Raw genomic sequence first — 25544 nt, 5'->3', positions numbered from 1 at the left:
GAAGTTTTATGAGTAATTGTTGATTAAGGAAGGTGGAATAATCGTCTTCTTAAACTAATCAATTTATTCCACTCTTGTAATATTATCGGCTCGTACGGGCTGAAAACTATGCATTTTCAAATATAATTGCGCCAGTACGACCACGTCTTCTCTGCAATATCGGCAAATTTTAGCGAGATCGTTCTCCTCGTAATAAACGCGCGTAACCTGATCGCCGCTCATTTCATTTTTGCTGCCGGGTATATCAAAAACCGCAGCCAGCAAATCCAGGGAAGTATAACTCTTGTAATCACCGAATTTCCAGAGGTCCATCGTATCCTGATGCAGGATTTCCCAAGGCTTTTTACCTGTGATCTGTAACGCTTTTGGAATTTCAATGCCCAGGATCAGCATGCGGCGACAAAGAAACGGGAAGTCAAATTCTCTGCCATTATGGGCACAAAGAATTAATTGTTCTGCCGGATATTTTTCTATAAGTGCTTTAAATTCAAGCAAAAGCTTAACCTCATCGTCGCCGGAGAAGCTGCGGACTTTAAAGGCTATTTCGTTATTTTCATCCCAATAAAATGCACCGAAAGCGATGCAGACAATTTTGCCAAATTCTGCATAAATGGCGCTCCGATCGTAAAAATATTCTTCATTGGAAATGGTATCGTCACCCTTTCTCAGCGTTATTGTTTTCTTGTCCCAAAGCTTTTGCATCCGCTCAGGAAGCTGATCATAGGACGCATAACCGGCTACGGTTTCAATGTCTAGAAGGAGAAAGTTTTTTGCTTTGCGGCGAAATTCATCTGTCATAGTGTGTGGTTAATTTATGCTTTAATCGTGCAGGACACCTTCCAGTCCCAGCGGCTCAATTTCAATGATATTGTCCTCTACAATACTGTCCGGCACGAATATAAACTTTTTATCGTAAATCTGATTTCCAAGGAAATAACTGATCCAAAACTCGTTATTCAGGTGAAAAACTTCGGGCATGATCGGTTCTACAACCACATGATCCTGCGCCTTAATTTCCGGAAAAAAGTGACGCAGCGTCGACGTTTTTATCCCCGCATTTTCACCCGATTCCGTATTTCCATATCCTTTTGAAGTAACAAAGACGCCGGTGATCGGCTGGTTATTTTTATTGAGCACAATGACATTCCACTCGGCTTCATTCAGTTCGTTGATTTTACGAACAATTGCAACCTTCACGCCTTCCACCGGATGAAAAATAATATCCTTCTTCATTCTTTTCCTTTCTGCTTAATTTTCTAAAATATTTGTTTTTGAATAATATGAATTTTCCCAACTCATTTCAAAAAGACTACCTAAGTGATTTTTTAACTGTGCGGCAACTTCATCAAAATCAACTTCGTGACCAAGTTCCTGAGAAATCGACGTAACGGCCTTATCTTCAATCCCGCAAGGGACAATGTTTCCAAAGTAAGCCAGATCCGTATTCACATTCAAAGCGAAACCGTGCATCGTTACCCAACGGCTGGCTTTTACGCCCATGGCACAGATTTTTCTTGGATTTTTTTGTTCAACAAAATCAAGCCAGACGCCCGTTAACCCGCTGATTCTTCCCGCACTAATATTATAATCGGCCAGTGTAAGAATGATGGCTTCTTCCAGCGTCCGCATATATTTATGAATATCTGTGAAAAAATTGTCAAGGTCAAGAATCGGGTAACCAACCAGTTGTCCAGGACCATGATAGGTAATGTCTCCGCCACGGTTAATCTTGTAAAATTTCGCCTGCTTCTGGATCAGATCTTCTTCGTTTAACAACAAATGATCCTGTTTGCCGCTTTTTCCCAAAGTATAAACGTGGGGATGCTGGCAAAAAATCACACGGTTTGGTGTAATCAATTGTTCGCCAGCCGAAAGACTGCGATTTTGTGTTTTTATCGAAAGCGTTTCTGCAAACAGTTTTTCCTGATAATCCCACGCTTCCTGATAATCGATCAGACCTAAATTCCGGAATTCTGCTTGTTTATTAATGAGGGTATTCATGTCTGAAGGAAATCGATTTGATTACGGAAAATATCAAATCAAATGGTTTGAAACAAATTACGCCTTTGCGGCTGTGGAAAATCAAATATTAAAAAATACTGGTTTAATCGAAGATCGATTAAAACGCATAATCGATTTGAGATTTCTTTTACTTACTATTCAATAACACTATTTTGTACTAAAAATGTTCGAAAGGCTATACACAACACAACCGGAAGCTGGGGTGAAACTCAGGCAACAACTTTTTTGGAAGGAAAAGGTTATGAAATTATTGAAAAAAATTACCGCCATAAACACGCGGAAATTGACCTGATTGTCAAGAAAAACAAAACGTTGATTTTTGTGGAAGTAAAAACCAGAAGCGGCACCGGCTTCGGAATGCCGGAGGAATTTGTGAATTATACCAAAGCGAAGTTAATCATGAAAGCAGCGGAAAATTACATTTATACGAAAGACTGGCATTTTGATATCCGGTTTGATATAATCTCCATTTTAATTCTTTCGAGCGGCGGGATTAATATCAAACATATTGAGGATGCATTTTCGTGAGAAAATAAGGTTTTTGCGCTTTGTAGTAATATCTGGATGAATGTGGTTTTTCAGGAGACTCCTACGGAGTCAGGAATGGGGATAGCAACATCTGAGCTATAAACAGGGTGCTCCTATCGGAGCGGGATAATTCCTGAATTACGAATAAAAACAGCAATTCTAGGTGTTAATATATTTGAGATCTCGGATATTTTCCAGCCACTTCGTGGCTACCTGTTTATAGAAAACGCAGCTAACTACGACAAATCCTGGCTCTGTAGGAGCCTCCTGAAGTTTGCTTTATATTACTGAAAAACCGATGTGTAAAATTCTCTGTACAATATTCTTTATGCTGGTCGCCATAAATCTCCATGCGCAACCTACGATAAAACACGATCTCCAATTTAATTCTCTGGCAACCGTTTGGGATGAAGCAATTCCACTAGGAAATGGTACTGTCGGTGCTTTGATCTGGAAAAATGGTGAGAAATTACGCTTCTCTCTCGATCGTGCCGACATCTGGGATATGCGCCCCATGGCTGGTTTGCACCGGAAAGAATTCAGCTATAAATGGGTGAAGGAACAAGTTGAAAAGAAAGATTACAAACCAGTTCAGCAGTATTTTGATGCACCCTATGACAAAGAACCCGCTCCCTCAAAGATCCCGGCTGGTGCGTTGGAATTCGATTTTACAGGAAAAAACAAAGTAAAATCAGTTCATCTTTCTTTGGATAAGGCTTTATGTGAAGTGCAATGGGAAAGTGGTATGACGATGAAAACTTTTGTTCACGCCACGGAACCTGTTGGTTGGTTTAAATTTGAAAATGTTAAAACCGATATTATTCCGCAGCTTATTGCGCCGAAGTATGAAGGCAAGTTATCAGGCGGCGAAGTGAATTCGCTGGTAGGAGATGATCTGGCGAGATTAGGATATAAACAGGGAACGGTTAATCGACAAGCCAATAGCATTACTTACAAGCAGGCAGGATGGGGCGGATTTACGTATGAGATAACGGTTCAGTGGAAAAAAATTGGAACAGGAATTATTGAAGGCGTATGGAGTATTTCTTCTCAATACCCTGATAAGAAGGTAAATCCTGTCTCCTCTTCACTTGTCAAGACAACTATTTTGCATGGATTTGACAAGGACTTTTTAAGTCATGTAAACTGGTGGAAAAAATTCTGGAATCAATCAGCTATTCATGTCCCCGACCCCGTTATTGAAAAACAATGGTATCTCGAACAATATAAATTTGGCTCGGCTGCCCGTCGTGGTGCACCTCCGATTTCTTTGCAGGCTGTCTGGACGGCAGATAATGGCAGAATACCCCCATGGAAAGGCGATTTTCACCATGATTTAAATACGCAGTTAAGTTACTGGCCAGGTTACAGCGGTAATCATCTGGAAGAAGGATTAGGCTATTTTGATCATCTGGATGAAAATCTGGCTAACTACAAACGTTACACCAAAATGTATTTTGGCGTTGACGGACTGGCTGTTCCGGGAGTAACTACGTTGGATGGAACGGAAATGGGAGGCTGGATTCAATATTCACTTTCGCCGACAGTTTCCTCCTGGCTGGCTCATCACTATTATCTGCAATGGCGGTATAGTATGGATACCGATTTCCTGAAAAACCGCGCTTATCCCTGGTTAAAGGAAGTTTGTACTTTTCTTGAAAAAATAACCGTAAAGGACGAAAACGGTCAGCGTAAACTTCCGATCAGTTCAAGCCCGGAAATTAAGGATAACAGTCTGGAAGCCTGGTTTCCACAGAATACAAACTATGATCTGGCATTAATGAAATTCTCTTTCGGCGCAGGAGCTGAACTTGCTTTGGAGCTGGGTTTGGTATCAGAATCAGATCATTGGAAGGAAATACTTTCTCAGTTTAGTGAGTATGCCACCACGGAAAATGAAGAGTTAATGTTTGCACCAAGTTTACCATATCAGGAATCGCACCGCCATTTTTCACATATGATGGCGATTCATCCTTTGGGTTTGATTAAATGGGAAGATGGCGAAAAATCGCAGACCATTATCAAAAATACGATTGCTTTACTGGATAAAGTAGGCCCGGATTATTGGTGCGGATATTCCTATGCGTGGCTGGCCAATATGAAAGCGCGTGCCAAAGACGGTGAAGGTGCAGCAAAAGATCTTTCCATTTTCGCCAAAGCTTTTGTTTTGCCAAACAGTTTTCATGTCAATGGCGATCAGACAAAATCAGGGTTGTCAAAATTCACTTACCGGCCCTTTACGTTGGAAGGAAACTTCGCTTTCGCGGCGGGATTGCAGGAGATGCTACTTCAAAGTTATGCCGGATTCATCGAGATTATGCCGGCAGTTCCGGAATCATGGAAGGATATTGCTTTTGAAAAACTAAGGGCAGAAGGCGCGTTTTTGATTAGTGCAAAAAAGGAAAATGGTCAGGTTACGGAAGTCAAAATAGATGCAGAAAAAGATGGCGTTGCAACTTTGAAATTACCCTTCAATAAATATCAGACTTTGTCGGCCAGGTTAATTACGATAAATGCTGCGGAAGATGGTTTTTTTGAATTAAAATGTAAAGCCGGTGGAAGCGTTATATTAAAAGTAAGTAATTGAAGTGATGGCCATATTATATTTCGACAAAGATATTTTGTAACGAGAAATTGTCTATTCAAATAATATATGGCGAAATTTAAATGAAATGAAGTATTTTTATATAAGCTGATTCTTTTAACTCATTAATAAGGCAAGTTAAATTCAGTTCCTGACAATGAAAAAGTGGCATTTTATTGGTTTGGGTGTGGCGGTAATTTTGTTATCATCTTTCGCGTGGTCGGGTTTTTTCGAGCATCAGGTGGATTATAATGAGGAGGTTAAGCCAATATTGAACAAAAACTGCATGGGTTGCCATGGCGGTGTAAAACAGGCGGGAGACGTAAGTTTTTTGTTTGAACATGAAATGCTTGAACCAGGAAAATCCGGTAAAATTCCGGTGGTCCGTGGTGATGCCGACGCCAGTGAAATGATACGCAGAATTTTGTCCAGAGATCCGGACGAGATGATGCCAAAAGGTGGCGCTCCTTTGAAAGAAGAGGATATTCAAACTTTAAAAAAATGGATTAACCAGGGTGCAAAATGGGAAACGCATTGGGCCTATAAAAGAATTGAAAAACCGGAAGTACCTTCTAATAAAAATCTCTGGAATCTGTTTGGTCTGATCAATACCGGAAATGCCAACTGGCCCAAAAACGAAATTGACGAATTTATCCTTCAAAAATTAAAACAGGAAAAACTTTCACCTTCTCCCGAAGCAGACAAAGCAACTTTAATTCGTCGCGTAAGCCTGGATTTAACCGGCTTGCCTCCTACTGAAAAAGAAGTTGCTGATTTTAAAAAAGATAATTTGCCGGACGCTTATGAAAAAGTTGTCGACCGGCTATTGAAATCCCCTTCCTATGGAGAACGCTGGACTTCCATGTGGATGGATTTGGCGCGTTATGCCGATACAAAAGGCTATGAAAGTGATGGCGGCAGAAATATCTGGCGTTACCGGGATTATGTCGTAAAATCATTCAATGCGGATAAACCATTCGATCAATTTACGATTGAGCAACTGGCCGGTGATCTGATGCCTGAAAAGAAAACGGGAATGCCATCCGATGAAAACATGATCGCCACGGCTTTTCACCGGAATACGATGATCAATAATGAAGGCGGAACGGATGATGAAGAATTTCGGGTTGCAGCCCAGATTGACCGGGTTAATACCACCTGGGAAGTTTGGCAGGGAACCACTTTTGCGTGTATCCAGTGCCACAGTCATCCTTATGATCCGATTCCGCATGAGGATTATTACAAATACATGGCGTTTTTCAACAATTCACGCGATGAAGATGTGTGGGACGAATGGCCTAAACTTCGTTTTTACAAAGGCGATGATTCTGCCAGAGTTGAAAAAGTAAAATCCTGGATCAATAAACATAATCCAAAAGAGACACAGAAATTCACGCAGTTCATGCGCGTGATGGAACCGAAAATCAATGCGCATAGCTTGGTCAAGGGTGATGAATCAACCGTTTTGCTGATTTCTTACTATGGTGTGAAGGATAAGGGAAATGCAAAAATCCCAAATGTTAATCTCACAGGTGCGGGAAATCTGGTGATGAATATTTCTACCAAGGCAGAAAATGCGGTGATGACTTTCCATCTGGATAAAATTGACGGACAGGTTATTTCCACCGTTAATGTTCCGACGAGAGATACAGTTCTGGTTACGCCTATTCCGAAAATTTCCGGCAAACACGATATTTTTCTTACATTAAAGAGCACTAAAAACCCAACAGAATGGGTGCGGATTACCTGGCTTGCATTTCAGGAATCATTGCCTGGTGCTGGTGAACCGGAGTATTCGGAAATCGTTAGAGATTACTCTACGATTCTAACCAAGTCAACGGAAAGTATGCCGGTGGTCTGGGAAGGAACGGGAGATTTTGCCAGAAAAACTAATGTTTTTGTCAGAGGAAACTGGTCAGTGAAAGGTGCAGAAGTAAAACCGGATGTTCCGAAATTATTAGCGCCAATGCCAAAGGATTATCCAAAAAATCGACTTGGACTGGCAAAATGGATGGTTAGCCGTGATAACGCATTAACTTCAAGAGTCATTGTAAATCGTTTCTGGGAGCAGTTATTTGGCAGAGGAATTGTGGAAACAGTGGAAGATTTTGGTTCACAGGGAGCCGAGCCTTCGCATCCGGAATTGCTTGACTGGCTGGCTATAAACTTTATGGAGGAGGATCATTGGAGCGTAAAAAAGCTTCTAAAAACCATGGTTATGTCAGCGACTTATCAGCAAAGTTCAAAATCAGATAAAGCCAGACAAGAGCAGGATCCATACAACAGGTTTATTTCAAGAGGTCCACGCGTACGATTAAGCGCAGAACAGGTTCGCGATCAGGCGATGGCTGCCTGCGGTTTACTTTCCAAAAAAATGTACGGTCCCAGCGTAATGCCGCCGCAGCCGGAAGGAATCTGGTTGTCGCCATATAGTGGCGAAAGCTGGAAAGTGAGCGAAGGAGAAGATAAATATCGCAGGGCAGTTTATACCTATTGGAAACGGACGGCGCCCTATCCTTCCATGACCACTTTTGATGCGCCAAGCCGTGAGTTTTGCCAGTCGCGGAGGATTTTGACGAATACGCCTTTGCAAGCCTTGGTAACGCTGAATGATCCTGTGTATCTGGAAGCGGCCGAAAAACTTGCGACCACTATGCAAAAACGTGGAAAAACACCTGAACAGCAACTTCGGGAAGGTTACCGTCTTTTGACTTTCCAACCGATCAATGATAAAAGTTTACAGGTTCTGGTGAAAATATACGGCGATGCTTTGAAATCTTATCAAGCCAAACCGTCTGATGTGGATAGTATTCTGGTGTATGGGAAAGAAAGAAAATCGCCTGAATTGGCCGCCTTAACGATTTCTGCCAACGTAATGCTGAACCTGGATAATGTGGTGACAAAGGAATAACCGGAGATATTTCTCTGATTCTAATATTGACAGATATGGAAAAGTTATTGAAAGAATTACAACATGCTGATCTGCACAGCCAGACGCGCCGGCACTTCTTGCAATCAGCCGGTTTTGGTCTGGGTGCTTTGGGATTAGGTTCGCTTTTGGGATCCTGCGGTAGTTCAAATGCAGAAACCAGTGTAACAGCCGAAGCAATGGGAGCGAAGATTCCTCAATTTGCGCCCAAGGCAAAACGGGTTATATATATCCATATGGCCGGCGCACCTTCGCAGCTGGAATTGTTTGATTATAAACCTGAACTTGAAAAATATCACGGAAAAGATTGTCCGGCTGAATTTCTGGAAGGAAAGAAATTTGCCTTTATACAGGGTGTTCCCAAAATGTTGGGACCGCAGGGGAAATTCAACCAATACGGACAATCCGGTGCATGGATGTCAGATTATATTCCTTACTTACAAACTGTTGCGGATGAAATTACATTCATCAAAGCGATGCATACAGATCAGTTTAACCACGCTCCTGCACAGTTGTTGCTACATACGGGAAGCGCGCGGTTAGGTCGCCCGAGTTTGGGTGCCTGGTCGGTTTATGGCTTAGGATCGGAAAACCAGAATTTACCAGGATTCATTGTTTTAGCTTCTGGCGGAAGACAACCGGATGCTGGGAAAAGTGTTTACGGCAGCGGATTTTTGCCGTCCGTTTATCAAGGTGTGCAATGTCGTACCGGTGGAGATCCGGTTTTATATGTGACCGACCCAAACGGGATGAACCGGAATATGCGGAAACAGACCATTGAAGCGATTAACGAGATCAATAAACAAATCTACGATGATGTAAAAGATCCGGAAATATTGACACGGATCAGTCAGTATGAAATGGCTTTCCGGATGCAAATGTCTGTGCCAGAGGTAATGGACGTTTCCAAAGAACCGCAGTTTATTCTGGATATGTACGGTGTTAAGCCCGGCGAAGGAACGTTTGCCATGAATTGTCTTCTGGCAAGAAAACTGGTTGAAAATGATGTGCGATTTGTACAACTTTTCGACTGGGGCTGGGACGGCCACGGAACCACGGCGGGTGATAATGTTGAAGGAGGATTAAGAAATAAATGTCGCTTGTCTGACAAACCGGTTGCCGCCTTAATTCAGGATTTAAAAATGCGTGGTTTGCTAGACGAAACCTTAATTATCTGGGGTGCAGAATTTGGCAGAACGCCTATGCAGGAAAACAGAAATGGCGTCGTAATGCCTTACATGGGCCGTGATCACCATTTGGATGCTTTCACGATGTGGATGGCTGGCGGTGGTGTGAAAAAAGGATTTACCCATGGCGAAACGGATGAATTAGGATATTACGGTGTAAAAGACCGTGTTCACGTGCATGATTTACAGGCTACAATTCTCCATCTGATGGGTTTTGATCATGAAAAATTTACTTACCCTTTCCAGGGACGAAATTTCAGATTAACTGATACCGAAGGAAAAGTGGTAAAAAATATTATTGCTTAACCGGATATAATTGATCAATCGTTGCCTTAAGCCTGAAATCAAACTTTAATCCGATGCAAAATGATACCGTGCTTGCTTTCCGCATGCAATTGAACAAGGGAAACGAAGCAGAATACAAAAAAAGACACGATGAAATCTGGCCGGAATTGTCGGAGTTACTGAAAAACGCTGGAATTCAGGAGTATTATATTTTTCTCGACGAGGTTACGCTGGCTCTTTTTGCTTTTCAAAAGCTCTCACCGAATGCGGATACTTCCGGATTATCCTCATTACTCATTATGAAAAAATGGTGGGACCATATGGCTGATCTGATGGAAGTCAATCCCGATAATTCACCGAAAGTTGTCGCCTGTCCGGAAGTTTTCCGGTTATAGTTTATTTTAATTGTTTTCGTTTTTTCTATGGTGATCCTCTTTCAGGCCACAGACTGGACTTATTTTATTGGACGTTTTCATCCGGTTCTGGTGCATTTGCCGATTGGGTTTTTGCTGATCGCGGCACTTTTGGAGATTGGCAAACGAACCGGGAAAATTTCAGTAAGCGATTCTTCAATCACCTTTATTCTGTTCTGGTCGGCCATTGGCGCTACGATGGCTTGTATTGCAGGATATCTTTTATCGCTTGGTGGAGGATATGATGAGGAATTATTGAGTGACCATCAGTGGCAAGGAATTGGCGTGGCCGTTTTTGCCTGGATCGCCTGGTTATTTAAGTCAGGGAAAATTTCAATCGGCTCTGCTATATATCTTCCTGCGTTGGGACTTTCCACGATTTTGACATTTACAGCCGGCCATGACGGCGGTTCACTTACGCATGGAGACGGATATTTGACGCAATATACACCTGAACCTTTTCGATCCTTAGCGGGAATTCCTCCGCGAACAGAAGAAAAAACGGAAATAAAACCAATTACGGATATTAATCAGGCAGTTGTTTACAAAGATATTGTTCAGCCAATTCTGGAAATGCGCTGTGTACAATGCCATAATGCGAATAAGCAAAAAGGTGGATTGCGGATGGATAACATGGCTATGCTGCTGAAAGGTGGCGAAGACGGGCCGGTATTTGTTTCTGGAAAAGCATTGGAAAGTGCCATGATCAAGCGCTGTCTGCTTCCTGAAACAGACGATGACCATATGCCGCCAAAAGGAAAACCGCAGCTCTCAGATTCACAAATTGCCTTATTGAGCTGGTGGATTGAGCAGGGTGCTTCCGCGGATAAAAAGGTGTCTGATCTAAAAATTTCTGAACAGGTTAAGCCAGCTCTTGCCTCATTGACTTCTGGCTCAGGAGGTGAAAATACAAAAAGTGATGAATCGCCGGTTTTAACTTTACAAGTGCCGGTACCTAATGAAAAAGCAGTCGAAGCTATAAAAAAGACTGGACTTCTGGTCATGCCCATTTCTCATGATAAAAATCTTTTGGAAGTAAGTGCGGTAAATGCGTCGGGTTTTGGAGATGGACAAATCAATCTACTATCACCATTATCAGAACAAATTATCTGGCTTAAACTAGGTAGTACGAAGGTGACCGATGCAGCGACAAAAGAAATCGCCAAGCTTAAAAACCTGAACAAACTGCATTTGGAATATACCGCTGTAACGGACGCAGGTTTAATCGCTCTGAAAGATTTGCAATACCTGGAATATATCAATTTGGTTGGAACAAAAGTTACTGATGCCGGTTTGAAAAATCTTGCTTCTTCAAAAAGTCTGAAAAATATCTATATCTGGAAATCTGCTGTTACTGAAAATGGCATTGCCGAAGTACAAAAATTACATCCGGATCTGCATATTATTAATGGATTTAATGAGGCGAAAGTTGCTGAATTTCTTAAAGCCGGAGATACAATTAAGAAAGAGGAAAAACCAAGAATTCAATAAGGTTGATCTATGATGTGTGGTAGATAGCAGCAGAGCTGCGAAATATTTGTAGATCAGAATATTTTCCTGTCCGGTAAAGGTGCAGCGTACCGAAATATTTGTCAGCTGTACTCAAATCAAAGGTTTAACACATTTAATTTGTTTTCATAATCACTTACGAAATGAATCGTAGACAATTTGTAAACACCTCAATTGCAGGATTAGGCACTTTTGCATTCCTAGAAACAATTGCAAAAGAGAATTCCCCGACATTTGAAAAAACCAATGCCAGTTCTCTGAAAATTCTGGCAACAAATTGGGGTTATGAAGGAACAGTTGATGCATTTTGCGCTGCTGCAAAAAAGGAAGGATATGACGGTGCGGAATTCTGGTGGCCACAAGGCAAAAAGGAACAGGATGAGTTATTTGCCGCTCTGAAAAAGCATGGTTTAGAGGTAGGATTTTTATGCGGAGCTGGCCTGAAAGATTATTCAGCACATCTCGATTTTTTCAAAAAATCAATTGATGCAGCAACAAAATCAGAAATCAAACCACTTTATATCAATTGTCATAGCGGAAGAGATCATTTCAGTTATGATCAGAATAAAGCATTTATAGACCATACCAGCGAAGCTTCGGAGAAAAGTGGAATTCCAATTTATCACGAAACGCATCGTGCAAGAATGCTTTTCGCAGCCCATATCGCAAGAAATTTTATTGAGAAAAACCCCAAATTAAAATTAACGCTTGATATTTCGCATTGGTGTAATGTCGCGGAAACTTTGCTGGAAGATCAGGAAGAAACGGTAAAACTGGCCCTTTCCCGGACAGGACATATCCATGCGCGTATCGGGCATCCGGAAGGTCCGCAGGTTAATGATCCGCGTGCTCCTGAATGGGAATCTGCGTTAAAAGCGCATTTGGCCTGGTGGGATGTTGTTGTGGAAAGGAAAATAAAAAGCGGAGAACAAATTACGTTTTTGACAGAATTTGGTCCTCCGCATTATATGCCAACGGTTCCATTCACCAACCAGCCGCTCGCCGATCAATGGGGAATTAATGTTTTTATGATGCACTTGCTGAGAAAGCGTTATAGCAAATAGCTATAACTTTCTTTCCAGAAGCGTTAAAATACTCTGCAATCCTTCCGCATCTGTTTCAGAAAAGTCATTTAACTGGTCGCTATCCACGTCTAAAACCATTGCTACTGTCCCATTTCTATGGAAAACCGGAAGAACGATTTCGGATTTTGAAGCAGATGCACAGGCGATATGACCGGGAAATTGATCAACATCCGGTACAATAATCGTTTTCTGCTGCGAATAACTTGCTCCGCAAACGCCTTTATGGAAAGGAATTCTTGTGCAGGCAATCGGTCCCTGGAATGGTCCCAGAACGAGTTGCCCTTCTTTTGCTACATAAAAACCAACCCAAAAGAATCCGAAAGATTCTTTTAATGCAGCAGCGATGTTAGCAAGGTTTGCAGTCAGGTCGCTTTCTGTTTCGATCAAAGCATTGATTTGTGGTAATAACGCTTCGTAAATTTCCTTACGATCCGTTCCGATAGGTATTATTAATTCTTCAGCCATTTTTGAGGATCCGACATTTGTAAGGTGAACAGTGATTTTTTTGAAAAAGTTGGAGGGGGGAGAAAATAAATTTGCGAGATCGAGCTTTCAGGGTAATAGAAAATTTATTGTGTAGAGTGGTTTAAAGCACGAGTCGTTCCTACGGAACACTTGCTAAATTTGTAGCTAATATTTTCTATCAACGAAATGTGCCTATGGCACATTTCGTGATGAATATTTAACGAAATTAGAATTAGACAGTAATCAAAATGCCGTTTTTATCTTAATTCATTGGTTAATAAGTAGATAGTGATTCTTCCTATTGCCGTAGGAAGATTTTGTTGGTAGAAAAAAGGCTATTCAACCCTTAGTTTGTGTTCCGTCAGGAACGCTTTGTAAAACTCTGGTTCTATGTACTTATTCTATTAGCAGCTCTCCGGCAAACCTTTATAAAGGCTACTTAAAATAACGTGTTAACTATCAAATTGTCGGTCACACATTAAAAATTCGTTATTTAGCAGAATAATTTCAGCATCAAATGAACAAATGAATCACCGCCATATATTGCTGATGGACGGCCCGGATCATAAAGGGCTTATTTATCAGGTAACCCGTGTACTTTTTGAGCATAATCAAAACATTATTCGTAATGATGAATATGTAAGTCCGTCGGCTTATTTTTTCATGCGTACTGAATTTGAAGGAGAAACGGACGCGACAGAATTATTGCAAATTCTTAGAGAAGAGTTACCAGCTGGTATTAATCTTCGTTTGAATCCCAAAAAGAAAAAAGATATTGTTGTTTTGGTGACGAAAGAACATCATTGCCTGGGCGAATTATTACTTCGTTATGCTTTTGATGAGCTGGATGCAAATATCCTGGCTGTAATCAGTAATTATAACACCTTGCAGCCACTGGTTAGCAAATTCGGTATTCCCTTTCATTTTATTTCACACGAAAACAGAACCCGGGAAGAACACGAAGAAGCAATTTTGAGAACACTAGACGTATACCGACCGGAATATCTGGTTTTGGCTAAATATATGCGGATTATCACGCCGGAATTCGTCAATCATTTTCCGGATCGGATCGTAAATATCCATCATTCCTTTTTACCTGCGTTTATAGGAGCAAACCCCTATCGTCAGGCTTACGAACGCGGTGTGAAGATTATAGGCGCGACAGCTCATTTTGTAAATAATGATCTGGATGAAGGGCCAATTATCGCACAGGACGTGAAATCAGTGGATCACAGGCAAACAGCAAGCGACATGTCGACTTTGGGAAGAGATACCGAAAAACGAGTCTTAACATCAGCTTTAAAGCTTGTTTTCAACGACCGCGTTTTCATTCACAACAACAGAACCATCATTTTATGAACAAGAAAAAAGCCCTTAGTCAGACTCACCGAGGGCTTTTTGTAATCTGATGGATGTTATTGATTATGTAATGATACAAAAAAGCATTGTAACATCAAATTCATATTCAGGTAATTATCCAAAATGATGTATGAAAAATATTAAGCGATGACAACTGTACGTGCCAAATCCACTAAATCTTTATCGTTAACTTCTTTCTTCAAATCGGCTACATCCAGGAATTTTTTGTAAAGATCATCAAGGATCGCTTTCTCAAAAGTGAAGCCAAGAAGTTCTAAACGGTGTTTCAAAGCATGGCGACCGCTACGTGCTGTCAATACGATATCCGATTTATCAACGCCCACATCCTGTGGATTCATGATCTCGTAATTAAGCGTATTTTTTAGGTGGCCATCCTGATGAATTCCTGACGAATGCGCAAATGCGTTACGTCCCACAATCGCTTTGTTAGCTTGAACCGGCATACGCATCATTTTTGATACCAACTGGCTGGTTGGGTAAATCAATTGCGTATTCACGCCCGTTTCGTAACCTAATTCTTTATGAACATTCAAAGCCATCACCACTTCTTCCAATGAAGTGTTTCCGGCGCGCTCACCGATTCCATTCATGGTCACCTCAACCTGGCGGGCACCTTCACGGATACCAGCCAATGAGTTAGCAGTCGCTAAACCAAGATCATTATGACAGTGAATAGAAATTGTTGCTTTATGAATTCCTTTTACATTTTCGAAAATATATTTGATTTTAGCACCATATTCCTCAGGCAAGCAATATCCCGTTGTATCAGGAATATTTACCACCGTTGCACCCGCAGCAATCACAGCCTCAACCAGTTGTGCAAGAAAAACAAGGTCAGCTCTACCCGCATCTTCACAATAAAATTCTACGTCTTCTACCTTTCCTTTGGCATATTTCGTAGCAGCAATTGCTCTTTCAATGATCTTCTCTCTTGTCGTATTGAATTTATGCTGAATATGAATATCAGAAGAACCAATTCCTGTGTGAATACGACCTCTTTTAGCAAATTCAAGTGCATCTCCGGCGGCATCGATATCGCCCGTTACAGCACGTGAAAGCGCACAAATAATCGGTTCACGAACTGCTTTTGAAATTTCAACCACGGATCTGAAATCACCGGGACTTGAAATAGGAAATCCGGCTTCAATAACATCTACCCCCAGTTTTTCGAGTTGTGTAGCTACAATTATCTTTTCTTCTGTTGTCAATTGGCTTCCCGGGACTTGTTCGCCGTCGCGTAATGTTGTGTCGAAGATTTGAACTCGTTGACTCATTGTGGGTACTGTGATTAAAGATTGAATTACGAATTTACTAATTTTAGGACAATATAAAACCCTTTCCGTGTTAGAGAAAGGGTTTTTGATCTATTCAAGACAATGCCTTTCTCCTTTTTACGGGTTACTCTGGATGAGCAGAAAAATGCAATTGTCAATAAGTTTCATCTTTATTTTATTTGCGAAAATTCGCTGACTGCGATTTTCTTCTGCAAAGTAGTAAGAAGATTTTGGTTGCACAAATCATTCTTAATGAAAATTCAAAAAAAGATGTATTTTATAATGAATCTTATTTTTTATATTAAATACGTTTTAAAATCTCTTCACCAATTGCATCGGTTCCTAGAATTAATTCTGGTGCAGTTGTGGAATCAGCGATGTCACGCGTACGGAAACCAGCTTTCAAAACCTGATCAATGGCAGAGATAATTGCATCAGACTCAGCTTTCAAACCGAACGAAATATCAAGTAGCAAAGCAGCAGAAAGTACCGAAGCCATTGGATTAGCAACACCCATGCCTGTGATGTCATGTCCTGAACCGTGGATTGGTTCGTAAACACCAGTGCTGTCTCCTACTGAAGCCGATGCCAGCATTCCCATTGAACCGGCAATCTGACTTGCTTCATCTGTCAAAATATCACCGAATAAATTCGCTGTTACAACCACATCAAAACGGCGTGGATCCTTGATAAGCATCATCGCAGCGGAATCAACAAATTGATGTTCAACCGTGATATCCGGGTATTCAGGTGCAAGCGCCTGAACCACTTCACGCCACAGTCTGCTTGTTTCCAAAACGTTTGCTTTGTCAACAGAACATAATTTTTTACCACGTGTACGAGCAGCTTCGAAAGCTTTGCGCGCAATGCGTTCTACCTCATAACGGCTGTATTCAGCGATATCGTAGGCAGTATCTCCGTCGTTTTTACGGCCTTTTTCTCCAAAATAAATATCACCAGTCAATTCGCGGAAGAAAAGGATATCAGAGCCTTTAAGGATTTCAGGTTTGATTGAAGAAGCACCCAATAATTCATCAAAAAGTTTGATAGGGCGTAAATTGGCGTACAAACCCAGTTCCTTACGCATTTTAAGCAACCCTTGTTCCGGACGAACTTTTGCAGTTGGGTCGTTATCATATTTTGGGTGACCAACAGCTCCGAACAAGATCGCATCAGAAGCACGCATTTTTTCCAAAGTTTCGTCCGGAAGTGGATTTCCAGTTGCTTCAATCGCAACGTGGCCCATTAATGCTTCGTCATAAATGAATTCGTGTCCGAATTTCTCAGCAATTTTAATCAGAACTTTTTTTCCAACTTCTGTAACTTCCTGTCCGATTCCGTCACCAGGTACTATTAAGATGTTCTTCTTCATTATAATGGTTAAAATTTATAATCCGTTGGCCGACAGGTCGGTTTTACGGGTTTATTATGGTTTTTGATTTAGATTTTTAAATTTATATGAATTTAATAGCTCACCCCTACGGGGCTTTGAGCTATGTGGATTAACCGTTTTTCTATAATAATATCATCCCTTCGGGATTGAAATACATATTGACAATCCCGAAGGGATGATATTATTATAGGTAGTGTGAATTAGGCCAAAATGAAACCCTGAAAGGGTGATATAACGTAATTAAGATAATTTGATATTTTAAGCTTTCTGAAACTCCTGCTTGACCTCCTCAATTTTTGGATTCAAATCAAGCGCACTCGGAACACCCAACAAGTTCAACATTTTCTGCGTTGCCTGAATTGCCGAAACTGTCTGGTCAGAATCCAAACCTCTGGTTTTTACATCTTTACCATTTATTTCCCAGGTAATGATGGTTTCACAAAGTGCATCCGTTTTTCCTCCCGGCGGAATTCGAACGGTATAATCTGTTAGCATCGGCAAGGAAATTCCTTTTTTCGCATAGATCTTTTTCAACGCATTCATGAATGCATCATACTGACCGTCACCCTGCGCATTCTCTTCATAAATCTCGTCACCAAAAGTAATCTGTAAAGTAGCAGATGGTTTAAGATTTTTTGAATGTGTCAATACATAGTTCAGTATAACAACTTTCTCTTCAATCGCGCTGCTATCCAGTACGTCAGAAATGATATAGGGGAGATCTTCCGGTGTTACAACCTCTTTCCTGTCGCCAAGCTCAATGATTCGCTGGGTAACTTTTTTAAGGTCCGCATCAGATAATGTAATCCCGATATCTTTCAAGTTATTCTCAATATTCGCTTTTCCGGAAGTTTTACCCAAGGCATAGGAACGCAGTCTTCCGAAGCGTTCCGGCATCAGATTACTGAAATAGAGATTATTCTTTTTATCTCCATCTGCATGAATACCAGCGGTTTGCGTGAAAACACTTTCTCCGACAATCGGACGGTTAGAAGGAATTCTTATACCTGAAAATGTTTCAACGATCTTACTGATTTTGTATAAAGACCGCTCAACAACCGAAGTTTCAACCTCTGGCATAAAATCTTTTATCACCGCAATTGTGCTGGCCAAACAAGCATTTCCAGCCCTTTCGCCCATGCCATTTACCGTCAAATGAAGTCCATGTGCACCGGCCCGAATTGCTTCCATAACATTGGCGATGCTTAGGTCATAATCATTATGCGCATGAAATTCGAAATGATTATCAGGATAACGATCGACGATTGATTTTACAAATTCATAAGATTCAGTGGGCGTAAGGATGCCTAATGTATCGGGTAAAAGAATTCGTTTTACAGGCTGTTTTGTCAAAAAGTCTAACGCTGCAAAAACGTATTCACGGGAAGTACGCATGCCATTACTCCAATCTTCGAGATAAACATTACAGCTGATTCCTTTCGATTGCGCAAGTTCAATAACTTGTTCAATGTCTTCAAAATGCTGCTGCGGAGTCTTTTTTAATTGAAAGGTGAGGTGGTTTAATGAACCTTTGGTAAGCAGATTCATTACTTTTGCGCCGGAATTAAGCATCCAGTTGATCGATGCGTTACCATCTACAAAAGTCAAAACTTCGATTTTATCGATAAAACCGTTTTGATTTGCCCAGCTTGTAATTTTTTTAACCGCTTCAAATTCTCCTTCGGAAACTCTTGCCGAAGCGATTTCTATCCTGTCAACTTTTACTTCTTGCAACAAGAGCTGAGCAATTGTCAGCTTTTCAGATGCGGAAAACGACACTCCGGATGTTTGTTCTCCATCCCGGAGTGTCGTGTCCATTATTTCTATATAGCGTTTATTCATGTGGCAGTCGGCAGTCGGCTCTCGGCAGTCGGTTATCAGCATAAAGAAGCCAATTACCGATTACCGACCGCCGAAAGCCGTTTAATATAGTCTTTGTGCTTCAAATTCTTTGATATCGCTTTTCATAGCCTGCAGATAATCAATATCATCAAAGCCATTAATCATATTGTGTTTTTTGTAGCCATTGATATCGAATTTTTCGCTCTCGCCTGATGCCACGATTGTGATTGTTTGTTCAGGAAGATTTACTTCAAGCTCTGCATTTGGATCAGCTTCAATTGCCTGGAATATTTTGTCAAGGAATTCCTCACTTACCTGAACCGGTAAAATTCCTATATTCAGTGAGTTACCTTTGAAAATATCTGCAAAGAAACTTGAAACGACACAACGGAAACCGTAGTCATAGATCGCCCAGGCGGCATGTTCGCGGCTTGATCCGCTTCCGAAATTGCGTCCGCCAACAAGGATTTTACCTGAATAAATCGGGTTGTTCAACACGAAATCTTGTTTAGGAGTATCGTCGCCGTTGTAGCGCCAGTCTCTGAAAAGATTATCTCCAAAACCTTCACGTTTTGTAGCTTTTAGAAAACGCGCTGGAATAATCTGGTCAGTATCAACGTTTTCAATCGGCAAAGGAACTGCCGTACTTTTTAATATGGTGAATTTGTCGTAAGCCATTTTTAATTTTTTTAGGTTACACAGAGGGTCACTGAGTTTGAAAGAGGGACACAGAGATTTTGTTTTGTATCAAACCCAATCTCCGTGGTTCTCTTTTTGAACTCTTTGTTTTTCTGTGTCACGTTCAATTTATGAATCTTTTTATACCGTTTTTTAATACTGAAACATTGAAATTGATTAACAGGCCTGCGTTCATTTCGGAAAATCTCATATATGTGAGAATTTGAGCTGTATGAACGTTATTAAGAACTTCAACACTTTTCAATTCTACTACTACATGATTTTCAACTATGGAATCCATTCAGTAACCATATTCGATTTGAATTTCTTTATAGCGAACTGGTAATGCCTTTTGTCTTTCAAAATACAAACCTGAATTGCCTAACTCGTAAGCCAGACATTCTTCATAAGCAGATTCAAGTAACCCAGGACCCAATTCCTTATGAATTTCAATACAACACCCTATAATTTCTCCGGTAATTTCATTAATTTCCATTATTACTTTATGGTTATGATTCAACATCATAGACCACAAACCAAAAATTTAGTCACACAGGAAGTTATTGTAAACACTATGTCTTAAAAACTCCTGTGGTTCTCCTTTTACCTCTGAGAACCTCTGTGTAACCTTAGTAATCAGTTATAGTAAATCCCTAGGATCCGTAACAACTCCCGTAACAGCAGCAGCAGCAGCAACCAGCGGACTTGCCAAAAGTGTACGCGCTCCCGGACCCTGACGACCTTCGAAATTTCTGTTTGATGTACTCACAGCATATTTACCAGCCGGGATTTTATCATCGTTCATCGCAAGACATGCAGAGCAGCCTGGCTGACGAAGTTCGAAACCTGCTTCGGTCAGGATATCAAGAATTCCTTCTTCTTTGATCTGAGCTTCAACGATGTGAGAACCCGGAACAACCCATGCGGTCACGTTATCCGCTTTTTTACGTCCTTTTACGATCGATGCAAAAGCACGGAAATCTTCGATACGACCGTTTGTGCAGCTACCGATAAATACGTAGTCAATCTTTTTACCCAACATCGACTCATTTTCATGGAAGCCCATGTAATTCAATGATTTGTCATATGTCGCTTTTCCTCCTTCTGCCTGTTCTGCCGTTGGGATATTCAATGAAATTCCCTGACCCATTCCCGGATTTGTTCCGTAAGTGATCATTGGCTCAATATCCTCAGCGTTGAAAGTATATTCTTTATCAAAAACAGCATCTGCGTCTGTTTTCAAAGTTTTCCAATAGGCCAATGCTTTATCCCATTTCTCGCCTTTTGGAGCTTGCTCACGTCCTTCAATGTAGTCAAAAGTAGTCTGATCAGGAGCGATCATACCACCACGGGCACCCATTTCGATACTCATGTTACAAACCGTCATACGGCCTTCCATCGACATATTTTCAAAAACATCACCAGCGTATTCTACAAAATAACCCGTAGCACCAGCCGTTGTCAATTTTGAAATAATATATAACGTAACGTCTTTTGGCGTTACTGCCTTACCTAATTTTCCATTTACGTTTACACGCATTTTTTTAGGTTTTGGCTGCATAATACACTGAGAAGAAAGTACCATTTCAACCTCAGAAGTACCAATACCAAAAGCAATGGCGCCAAATGCACCGTGTGTAGATGTATGTGAATCACCGCAAACAATCGTCATACCCGGTAGCGTAATACCATTTTCAGGTCCTACTACGTGTACGATACCATTTCTTGCGTTACCCAGACCCCAGTGAGAAATACCGTACTTCGCTGAGTTTGTTTCCAAAGCTTTAAGCTGATTGGCAGAAAGCGGATCCTGAACAGGAAGGTGTTGATTGATTGTAGGTGTATTATGATCAGCCGTTGCGAAAGTGCGCTCAGGATAGATAACACCAATATTTCTGGTTTCAAGTCCCAAGAACGCAACCGGGCTGGTTACTTCATGGATAAAATGACGGTCGATAAAAAACACGTCCGGGCCATCTTCAATTTTACGAACAACGTGTGCATCCCACACTTTGTCAAAAAGGGTACTCGCTTGATTACTCATTCTCAATTTATGGTGAATATGTAACTATTATTAACTTTTACTGATTTATAGCTGAAAACTAGCTACTTAAACCGGAATAAGGCCGGTAAAATAATCAGGGAAACAAATTTCATCAGAATACTTTAAATAAGTATAACGGGAAACGTTCAAAAAATAGTGTTTTTGGTTTAAAAAGGTAGGTTGAGCGGAAATCTTTATTGATTTCTGGGAATTTTTTAAAAATAGATTGGGTGAGTACTATTTATTGTTAAGTATGTTTGTCAGGGTTTGTTGAAGTGGGCGTAAATGAATTTCAACGATTCTCCATACAATTTCGTAATCAATTCCCGCATAATCGTGGACTAAAATATGCCTGGATCTGATAATTCTCATCCATTCAATTTCAGGATAAAGTTCGCGGATATCCTTGGGAACTCTATTCGCTGCCTCGCCTAATACTTGCAAGTTTCTTATAACTGCATCTCTTGTCTTACGATCCGCTACAAAATCCTCAAAGTCAAAGCCTTCCGTATACATGTAAATGTGAGTTACAGAATCCAACATGTCTTCCAAAAGCAATCTTGGAATTCGTTCAGACATAAATCAGATCTTTTTCTATGTATAGAAGCATATCAGGTTTAATTCCTTTCTTGCTAACCAGATCAACTTTTTGATGCAGGATATTTTCCAATTCAATAGCAAGATCAACAAATTCAAAACCTACCGGACTTAAAAACTCGACCATAATATCGACATCACTCTTTTCCTCTGCCTCATTTCTGGCATAGGATCCGAACAGAGCCATTGATTTTAAAGGATACTTTTTAAAAAAGTGGCTCTTGTTTTTTTGAAGTGTTTGAAGAATAGGTTTTGTTTCCATACTGTGTGTCTTGAAAGTGCTAACTAAGTATAGGTAAGATAAAACTTATATTAATAAAAAATCCTGCCTGTTATCCCAGAAGAATTGCTTTTTCCTGCTCTTTTGTTGGGTGAATGATTAGTGTTTCCAAGTTGTGTGTGGTTATATTTTAAAGTAGATATACAAAGATAATAAATTGATTCAGAATAAAATTACGCTGAATTACCCATGCTTCTTAGGTGTTACTCCAAACTTTTCCTTATACATTTTTATAAAATGCGACACACTTTCATACCCAATTTCCGTACTGATTTCCGTTACGTTTTTCGTATTATTTCTTAACAGAAAGTCGGCGTAATCCAGCCGTTTATTTTTCAGCCAAAGCGCTGGTGAAGTTTTGAATTCTTCCTGAAAATCTCGTTTAAAAGCGGATAAACTTCTGCCTGATAATCTGGCGAGTTCATTTAGCGTAAGTGGTTTGAGATAATAACTATTCATTAAAAATGACAGATCCACTTTTTCTCCGATATACAAACTGTAAAGATTTGCTCTCAGTTGTTTCGATTTGTCCAGTTCCAGCAAGTGTAATAACAATTCCTGGAATTTAAGCCGAAGAAAATGATTCTTCAATTCTATTCTGGATTTGAAATAAGGAAAAACGGATTGAATAAATTTCTCGAAATTTTCATCCGCTTTTAATGGCAAAATCGGGTTTTCAAGTGTGGTGGTTGCTTCCTCAGGATTGAATAATTCGGGATGGAGATTGACAAACTCTTTCAACAACTTCTCATCAAAAAAGAAAACCAGACTTTTATAAGATTCATTAATCGATTCTGACATCAGGTAAAAACCGCGCTGAATAAAAAGAATATCCCCTTTTTCAACATAAACTTCCTGCGTCGGGCTACTGAATTTTTTTTCACCTTCTAACACCACAATAACTGCATGCTCCTCAAAAAAAACTTCGTAACGGGATGGATATACTTCATTGCGATAGGCAACAAAGGTCATATCCTGAATCTTTAAGGATTCAAATTCCTGGGAGCTTATGTGGGAGGGGACGCGTAGCAAGTGGTAATTAGTTTTTCTTTTCTTCTATAACAATGAGATCAATCCATTCCTTGGCAAGAGGAACATCATTTTGAAGTACTTCCCAAACCACTTCATAATCTACCTGGAAATATTCATGTATTAATACGTCTCTTAAACCCATCATACCACGCCAGTTGACTTCCCTATATTTGTAACGAATTTCGTCCGGGACTTTTTTTGAAGCTTCTCCAATAATTTCAAGACTTCTTAGATAAGCGCGATTAATCAAATCGTCTTCAATAAATTGTTGAAATGTAATAGTAGCAGAATGGGTTACGAGGAAAGTTAATTCTTTCTGAATGTGTTCCAAAAACTCAATCAACGAAGGAGACATACTGAATATCTTTTTTTGCTTCTCTTTGAACAAAGGAAGCCATTCCTTCCCAGGTTAATAAATCAACTTTTCTTTGAAGTGTTTCTTCCAATAAATCAACTAAATCCAGAAGGTTTTTATACTTTTTCATGCCTGATCTAAATTCAACTACTAAGTCTATATCGCTTGTTTCGTTCTGCTCGCCTCTTGCGAAGGAACCAAATAAGCCAAGCCGTTCAGCACCCAGTTTTTGAATAGCTGGTTTACGACTTTGGATCAACTCAATAATTTGTTGTTTATCAGGTAGCATAAATTGGAATGATTAATTAACTGATTTACAAATATAACAAATAATCGAGCCTTAGGATTAATTGCCATTTAAACCATAAACTGAAACAAATCCGGCTGATCATTCAGATATTCATATACCACCCGATTCTCATTCATCCGCTCGATCAAAGGCTCAAAATCCTCACGGTTTTTCAATTCAATTCCTACCAATGCCGGACCTTGCTCGCGGTTGGTTTTCTTCACATATTCAAATCGCGCGATATCGTCATTTGGCCCAAGGACATTCAGGAATTCACGAAATGCGCCGGAACGTTGTGGGAAACGGATGATGAAATAATGTTTTAAGCCTTCGTAAAGCAGGGAGCGCTCCTTAATTTCCTCAGTACGTGTAATGTCATTATTCCCGCCGCTGATCAATGCGACTACATTTTTTCCTTTGATCTCATCCTTTACCATGTCCAGCGCGGCCACGGTCAATGCACCAGCTGGTTCTGCTACAATTGCTTCTTCGTTATAAAGTTGAAGAATGGTGGAACAAACTTTTCCTTCCGGAATCAGTAAAACCTTATCTAAACTTTTGCTGCAAATGTCAAAAGTGATATCTCCGGCACGACGAACGGCTGCTCCATCAACAAATTTGTCGATGTGATCCAATGTAACAACATGTCCTTCTTCTATTGACTTCTGCATCGTTGGAGAACCAAGCGGCTCCACACCGATCAATTGTGTTTTTGGAGAAAGTTGTTTAAAAACGGTCGAGATGCCGGAAGCTAATCCACCGCCGCCAATCGCCATTAGCAAATAATCAACTCTGAAATTGGCATCTTTAAATATTTCCAACCCCACTGTTCCTTGTCCTTCAATTACTTGCAAATCATCAAACGGATGGACAAAAGTGGCGTTATTTTCTTTTTGGTATATAACCGAAGCATGATAAGCATCGTCGTAAGTATCACCAACCAAATGCACTTCAACCCACTCTTTACCAAATAAACGAACCTGTTTTACCTTTTGTGCCGGTGTAGTAGTTGGCATAAAGATGGCGCCTTTCACTTCCATCTTACGGCACGCATAAGCAACGCCCTGCGCATGATTCCCCGCACTGGCGCAGACCACACCACCTGCTAATGCTTCCGCACTCAGACTTGCCATTTTATTATAAGCGCCTCTGATTTTGTAGGATCGAACCGTTTGAAGGTCTTCTCTTTTTAAATAAATATTAGCTTCATACTGCTCCGATAAATGAGCGTTATAAAGCAATGGGGTATGATTTATAATTCCGCGAAGCCGTTCGGCAGCGAGAAAAATGTTGTCTAAGGTCGGAGTGGATGAAGATGAAGGCATGTCTGGAAAGAAAAAAGCCCTACGATTATTTTCGTAAAGGCTTAAATT

Annotated in this window: 23 protein-coding genes and 1 pseudogene; 8 read left to right on the top strand and 16 right to left on the bottom strand. The window is 40.5% G+C overall.

Annotation, left to right across the window (positions count from 1 at the left end):
* Positions 1–63 precede the first annotated feature (63 nt).
* Genes IEE83_RS28325 through lipB form a run of 3 tightly spaced genes read right to left on the bottom strand, consistent with a single transcriptional unit; the run spans position 64 to position 2001 of the window.
* Entirely contained in the window at positions 64–798 is a 735-nt protein-coding gene (locus tag IEE83_RS28325; RefSeq protein WP_194124115.1) for a 3'-5' exonuclease, read from the bottom strand.
* A 21-nt stretch (positions 799–819) separates the two neighbouring features.
* Positions 820–1233, bottom strand: coding sequence for a hypothetical protein (locus IEE83_RS28320; protein WP_090340679.1), 414 nt, complete (start codon positions 1231–1233; stop codon positions 820–822).
* A gap of 15 nt (positions 1234–1248) precedes the next feature.
* Complete coding sequence (gene lipB, locus IEE83_RS28315; protein WP_194124114.1) at positions 1249–2001, bottom strand: lipoyl(octanoyl) transferase LipB; 753 nt, start codon at positions 1999–2001, stop codon at positions 1249–1251.
* A gap of 162 nt (positions 2002–2163) precedes the next feature.
* Here lipB and IEE83_RS28310 point away from each other — a divergent pair, with 162 nt between their 5' ends.
* From IEE83_RS28310 to IEE83_RS28280, 7 genes are all read left to right on the top strand, one after another.
* Entirely contained in the window at positions 2164–2550 is a 387-nt protein-coding gene (locus IEE83_RS28310; RefSeq protein ID WP_194124837.1) for a YraN family protein, read from the top strand.
* A 328-nt stretch (positions 2551–2878) separates the two neighbouring features.
* Complete coding sequence (locus IEE83_RS28305) at positions 2879–5137, top strand: glycosyl hydrolase family 95 catalytic domain-containing protein (protein ID WP_228102108.1); 2259 nt, start codon at positions 2879–2881, stop codon at positions 5135–5137.
* Positions 5138–5291: 154 nt separating this feature from the next.
* Complete coding sequence (locus tag IEE83_RS28300) at positions 5292–8045, top strand: DUF1553 domain-containing protein (RefSeq protein WP_194124112.1); 2754 nt, start codon at positions 5292–5294, stop codon at positions 8043–8045.
* A gap of 35 nt (positions 8046–8080) precedes the next feature.
* Entirely contained in the window at positions 8081–9556 is a 1476-nt protein-coding gene (locus IEE83_RS28295; RefSeq protein WP_194124111.1) for a DUF1501 domain-containing protein, read from the top strand.
* A 53-nt stretch (positions 9557–9609) separates the two neighbouring features.
* Positions 9610–9930: an L-rhamnose mutarotase gene (locus tag IEE83_RS28290; protein ID WP_194124110.1), complete on the top strand. Its 321-nt coding sequence runs from the start codon at positions 9610–9612 to the stop codon at positions 9928–9930.
* Between the two features lie 27 nt (positions 9931–9957).
* Positions 9958–11439, top strand: coding sequence for a c-type cytochrome domain-containing protein (locus IEE83_RS28285; protein ID WP_194124109.1), 1482 nt, complete (start codon positions 9958–9960; stop codon positions 11437–11439).
* 161 nt (positions 11440–11600) lie between these two features.
* A complete protein-coding gene (locus tag IEE83_RS28280; protein ID WP_194124108.1) occupies positions 11601–12521 on the top strand; it encodes a sugar phosphate isomerase/epimerase family protein in 921 nt (306 codons plus the stop codon).
* Here IEE83_RS28280 and IEE83_RS28275 read toward each other — a convergent pair whose 3' ends face one another.
* Positions 12522–13007 carry a free L-methionine (R)-S-oxide reductase MsrC gene (locus IEE83_RS28275; RefSeq protein ID WP_194124107.1) on the bottom strand — a complete coding sequence of 162 codons (486 nt, stop codon included), beginning with the start codon at positions 13005–13007 and terminating at the stop codon, positions 12522–12524.
* A 525-nt stretch (positions 13008–13532) separates the two neighbouring features.
* On the opposite strand from IEE83_RS28275, the gene purU reads away from it, so the two are divergent.
* Complete coding sequence (purU, locus tag IEE83_RS28270; protein WP_194124106.1) at positions 13533–14366, top strand: formyltetrahydrofolate deformylase; 834 nt, start codon at positions 13533–13535, stop codon at positions 14364–14366.
* 140 nt (positions 14367–14506) lie between these two features.
* On the opposite strand, the gene IEE83_RS28265 is transcribed toward purU, so the two are convergent.
* From IEE83_RS28265 to ilvA, 12 genes and pseudogenes are all read right to left on the bottom strand, one after another.
* Positions 14507–15661, bottom strand: a complete 1155-nt coding sequence (locus IEE83_RS28265; RefSeq protein WP_194124105.1) for a 2-isopropylmalate synthase — start codon at positions 15659–15661, stop codon at positions 14507–14509.
* A 301-nt stretch (positions 15662–15962) separates the two neighbouring features.
* Positions 15963–17033: a 3-isopropylmalate dehydrogenase gene (leuB, locus tag IEE83_RS28260; RefSeq protein WP_194124104.1), complete on the bottom strand. Its 1071-nt coding sequence runs from the start codon at positions 17031–17033 to the stop codon at positions 15963–15965.
* Positions 17034–17312: 279 nt separating this feature from the next.
* Positions 17313–18896: a hydroxymethylglutaryl-CoA lyase-like TIM-barrel protein gene (locus IEE83_RS28255; RefSeq protein ID WP_194124103.1), complete on the bottom strand. Its 1584-nt coding sequence runs from the start codon at positions 18894–18896 to the stop codon at positions 17313–17315.
* Between the two features lie 81 nt (positions 18897–18977).
* Complete coding sequence (leuD, locus tag IEE83_RS28250) at positions 18978–19574, bottom strand: 3-isopropylmalate dehydratase small subunit (protein WP_090340640.1); 597 nt, start codon at positions 19572–19574, stop codon at positions 18978–18980.
* A gap of 124 nt (positions 19575–19698) precedes the next feature.
* Positions 19699–20070 (bottom strand): annotated as a pseudogene (locus IEE83_RS28245) (GxxExxY protein).
* Between the two features lie 144 nt (positions 20071–20214).
* Positions 20215–21618 carry a 3-isopropylmalate dehydratase large subunit gene (gene leuC, locus IEE83_RS28240; protein WP_194124102.1) on the bottom strand — a complete coding sequence of 468 codons (1404 nt, stop codon included), beginning with the start codon at positions 21616–21618 and terminating at the stop codon, positions 20215–20217.
* 237 nt (positions 21619–21855) lie between these two features.
* Positions 21856–22197 carry a HepT-like ribonuclease domain-containing protein gene (locus IEE83_RS28235; RefSeq protein WP_194124101.1) on the bottom strand — a complete coding sequence of 114 codons (342 nt, stop codon included), beginning with the start codon at positions 22195–22197 and terminating at the stop codon, positions 21856–21858.
* Complete coding sequence (locus tag IEE83_RS28230; RefSeq protein WP_194124100.1) at positions 22190–22477, bottom strand: nucleotidyltransferase family protein; 288 nt, start codon at positions 22475–22477, stop codon at positions 22190–22192. The genes IEE83_RS28235 and IEE83_RS28230 overlap by 8 nt, the downstream gene beginning before the upstream one ends.
* 201 nt (positions 22478–22678) lie before the next feature.
* On the bottom strand, positions 22679–23527 hold the full coding sequence (locus IEE83_RS28225; protein ID WP_194124099.1) for a helix-turn-helix transcriptional regulator: 849 nt from the start codon (positions 23525–23527) through the stop codon (positions 22679–22681).
* 7 nt (positions 23528–23534) lie between these two features.
* A complete protein-coding gene (locus IEE83_RS28220) occupies positions 23535–23882 on the bottom strand; it encodes a HepT-like ribonuclease domain-containing protein (RefSeq protein WP_194124098.1) in 348 nt (115 codons plus the stop codon).
* Positions 23863–24171 carry a nucleotidyltransferase family protein gene (locus tag IEE83_RS28215; RefSeq protein WP_194124097.1) on the bottom strand — a complete coding sequence of 103 codons (309 nt, stop codon included), beginning with the start codon at positions 24169–24171 and terminating at the stop codon, positions 23863–23865. The genes IEE83_RS28220 and IEE83_RS28215 overlap by 20 nt, the downstream gene beginning before the upstream one ends.
* 68 nt (positions 24172–24239) lie before the next feature.
* Positions 24240–25496 carry a threonine ammonia-lyase IlvA gene (gene ilvA, locus IEE83_RS28210; protein WP_194124096.1) on the bottom strand — a complete coding sequence of 419 codons (1257 nt, stop codon included), beginning with the start codon at positions 25494–25496 and terminating at the stop codon, positions 24240–24242.
* Positions 25497–25544: the final 48 nt, after the last annotated feature.

It is taken from the genome of Dyadobacter subterraneus (assembly GCF_015221875.1).
In the GTDB taxonomy this organism is placed as follows: domain Bacteria; phylum Bacteroidota; class Bacteroidia; order Cytophagales; family Spirosomataceae; genus Dyadobacter; species Dyadobacter subterraneus.
This window is presented reverse-complemented; position numbering and strand designations above follow the sequence as displayed.

Coding starts and splice junctions, on each gene's coding strand:
- IEE83_RS28325 (WP_194124115.1), bottom strand. CDS start 798: ATGACAGATGAATTTCGCCGCAAAGCAAAAAACTTTCTCCTTCTAGAC.
- IEE83_RS28305 (WP_228102108.1), top strand. CDS start 2,879: ATGCTGGTCGCCATAAATCTCCATGCGCAACCTACGATAAAACACGAT.
- IEE83_RS28320 (WP_090340679.1), bottom strand. CDS start 1,233: ATGAAGAAGGATATTATTTTTCATCCGGTGGAAGGCGTGAAGGTTGCA.
- purU (WP_194124106.1), top strand. CDS start 13,533: ATGAATCACCGCCATATATTGCTGATGGACGGCCCGGATCATAAAGGG.
- IEE83_RS28255 (WP_194124103.1), bottom strand. CDS start 18,896: ATGAATAAACGCTATATAGAAATAATGGACACGACACTCCGGGATGGA.
- IEE83_RS28265 (WP_194124105.1), bottom strand. CDS start 15,661: ATGAGTCAACGAGTTCAAATCTTCGACACAACATTACGCGACGGCGAA.
- IEE83_RS28275 (WP_194124107.1), bottom strand. CDS start 13,007: ATGGCTGAAGAATTAATAATACCTATCGGAACGGATCGTAAGGAAATT.
- leuD (WP_090340640.1), bottom strand. CDS start 19,574: ATGGCTTACGACAAATTCACCATATTAAAAAGTACGGCAGTTCCTTTG.
- IEE83_RS28290 (WP_194124110.1), top strand. CDS start 9,610: ATGCAAAATGATACCGTGCTTGCTTTCCGCATGCAATTGAACAAGGGA.
- ilvA (WP_194124096.1), bottom strand. CDS start 25,496: ATGCCTTCATCTTCATCCACTCCGACCTTAGACAACATTTTTCTCGCT.
- IEE83_RS28220 (WP_194124098.1), bottom strand. CDS start 23,882: ATGTCTCCTTCGTTGATTGAGTTTTTGGAACACATTCAGAAAGAATTA.
- IEE83_RS28280 (WP_194124108.1), top strand. CDS start 11,601: ATGAATCGTAGACAATTTGTAAACACCTCAATTGCAGGATTAGGCACT.
- IEE83_RS28295 (WP_194124111.1), top strand. CDS start 8,081: ATGGAAAAGTTATTGAAAGAATTACAACATGCTGATCTGCACAGCCAG.
- lipB (WP_194124114.1), bottom strand. CDS start 2,001: ATGAATACCCTCATTAATAAACAAGCAGAATTCCGGAATTTAGGTCTG.
- IEE83_RS28300 (WP_194124112.1), top strand. CDS start 5,292: ATGAAAAAGTGGCATTTTATTGGTTTGGGTGTGGCGGTAATTTTGTTA.
- leuB (WP_194124104.1), bottom strand. CDS start 17,033: ATGAAGAAGAACATCTTAATAGTACCTGGTGACGGAATCGGACAGGAA.
- IEE83_RS28215 (WP_194124097.1), bottom strand. CDS start 24,171: ATGCTACCTGATAAACAACAAATTATTGAGTTGATCCAAAGTCGTAAA.
- IEE83_RS28235 (WP_194124101.1), bottom strand. CDS start 22,197: ATGTCTGAACGAATTCCAAGATTGCTTTTGGAAGACATGTTGGATTCT.
- IEE83_RS28285 (WP_194124109.1), top strand. CDS start 9,958: ATGGTGATCCTCTTTCAGGCCACAGACTGGACTTATTTTATTGGACGT.
- IEE83_RS28230 (WP_194124100.1), bottom strand. CDS start 22,477: ATGGAAACAAAACCTATTCTTCAAACACTTCAAAAAAACAAGAGCCAC.
- leuC (WP_194124102.1), bottom strand. CDS start 21,618: ATGAGTAATCAAGCGAGTACCCTTTTTGACAAAGTGTGGGATGCACAC.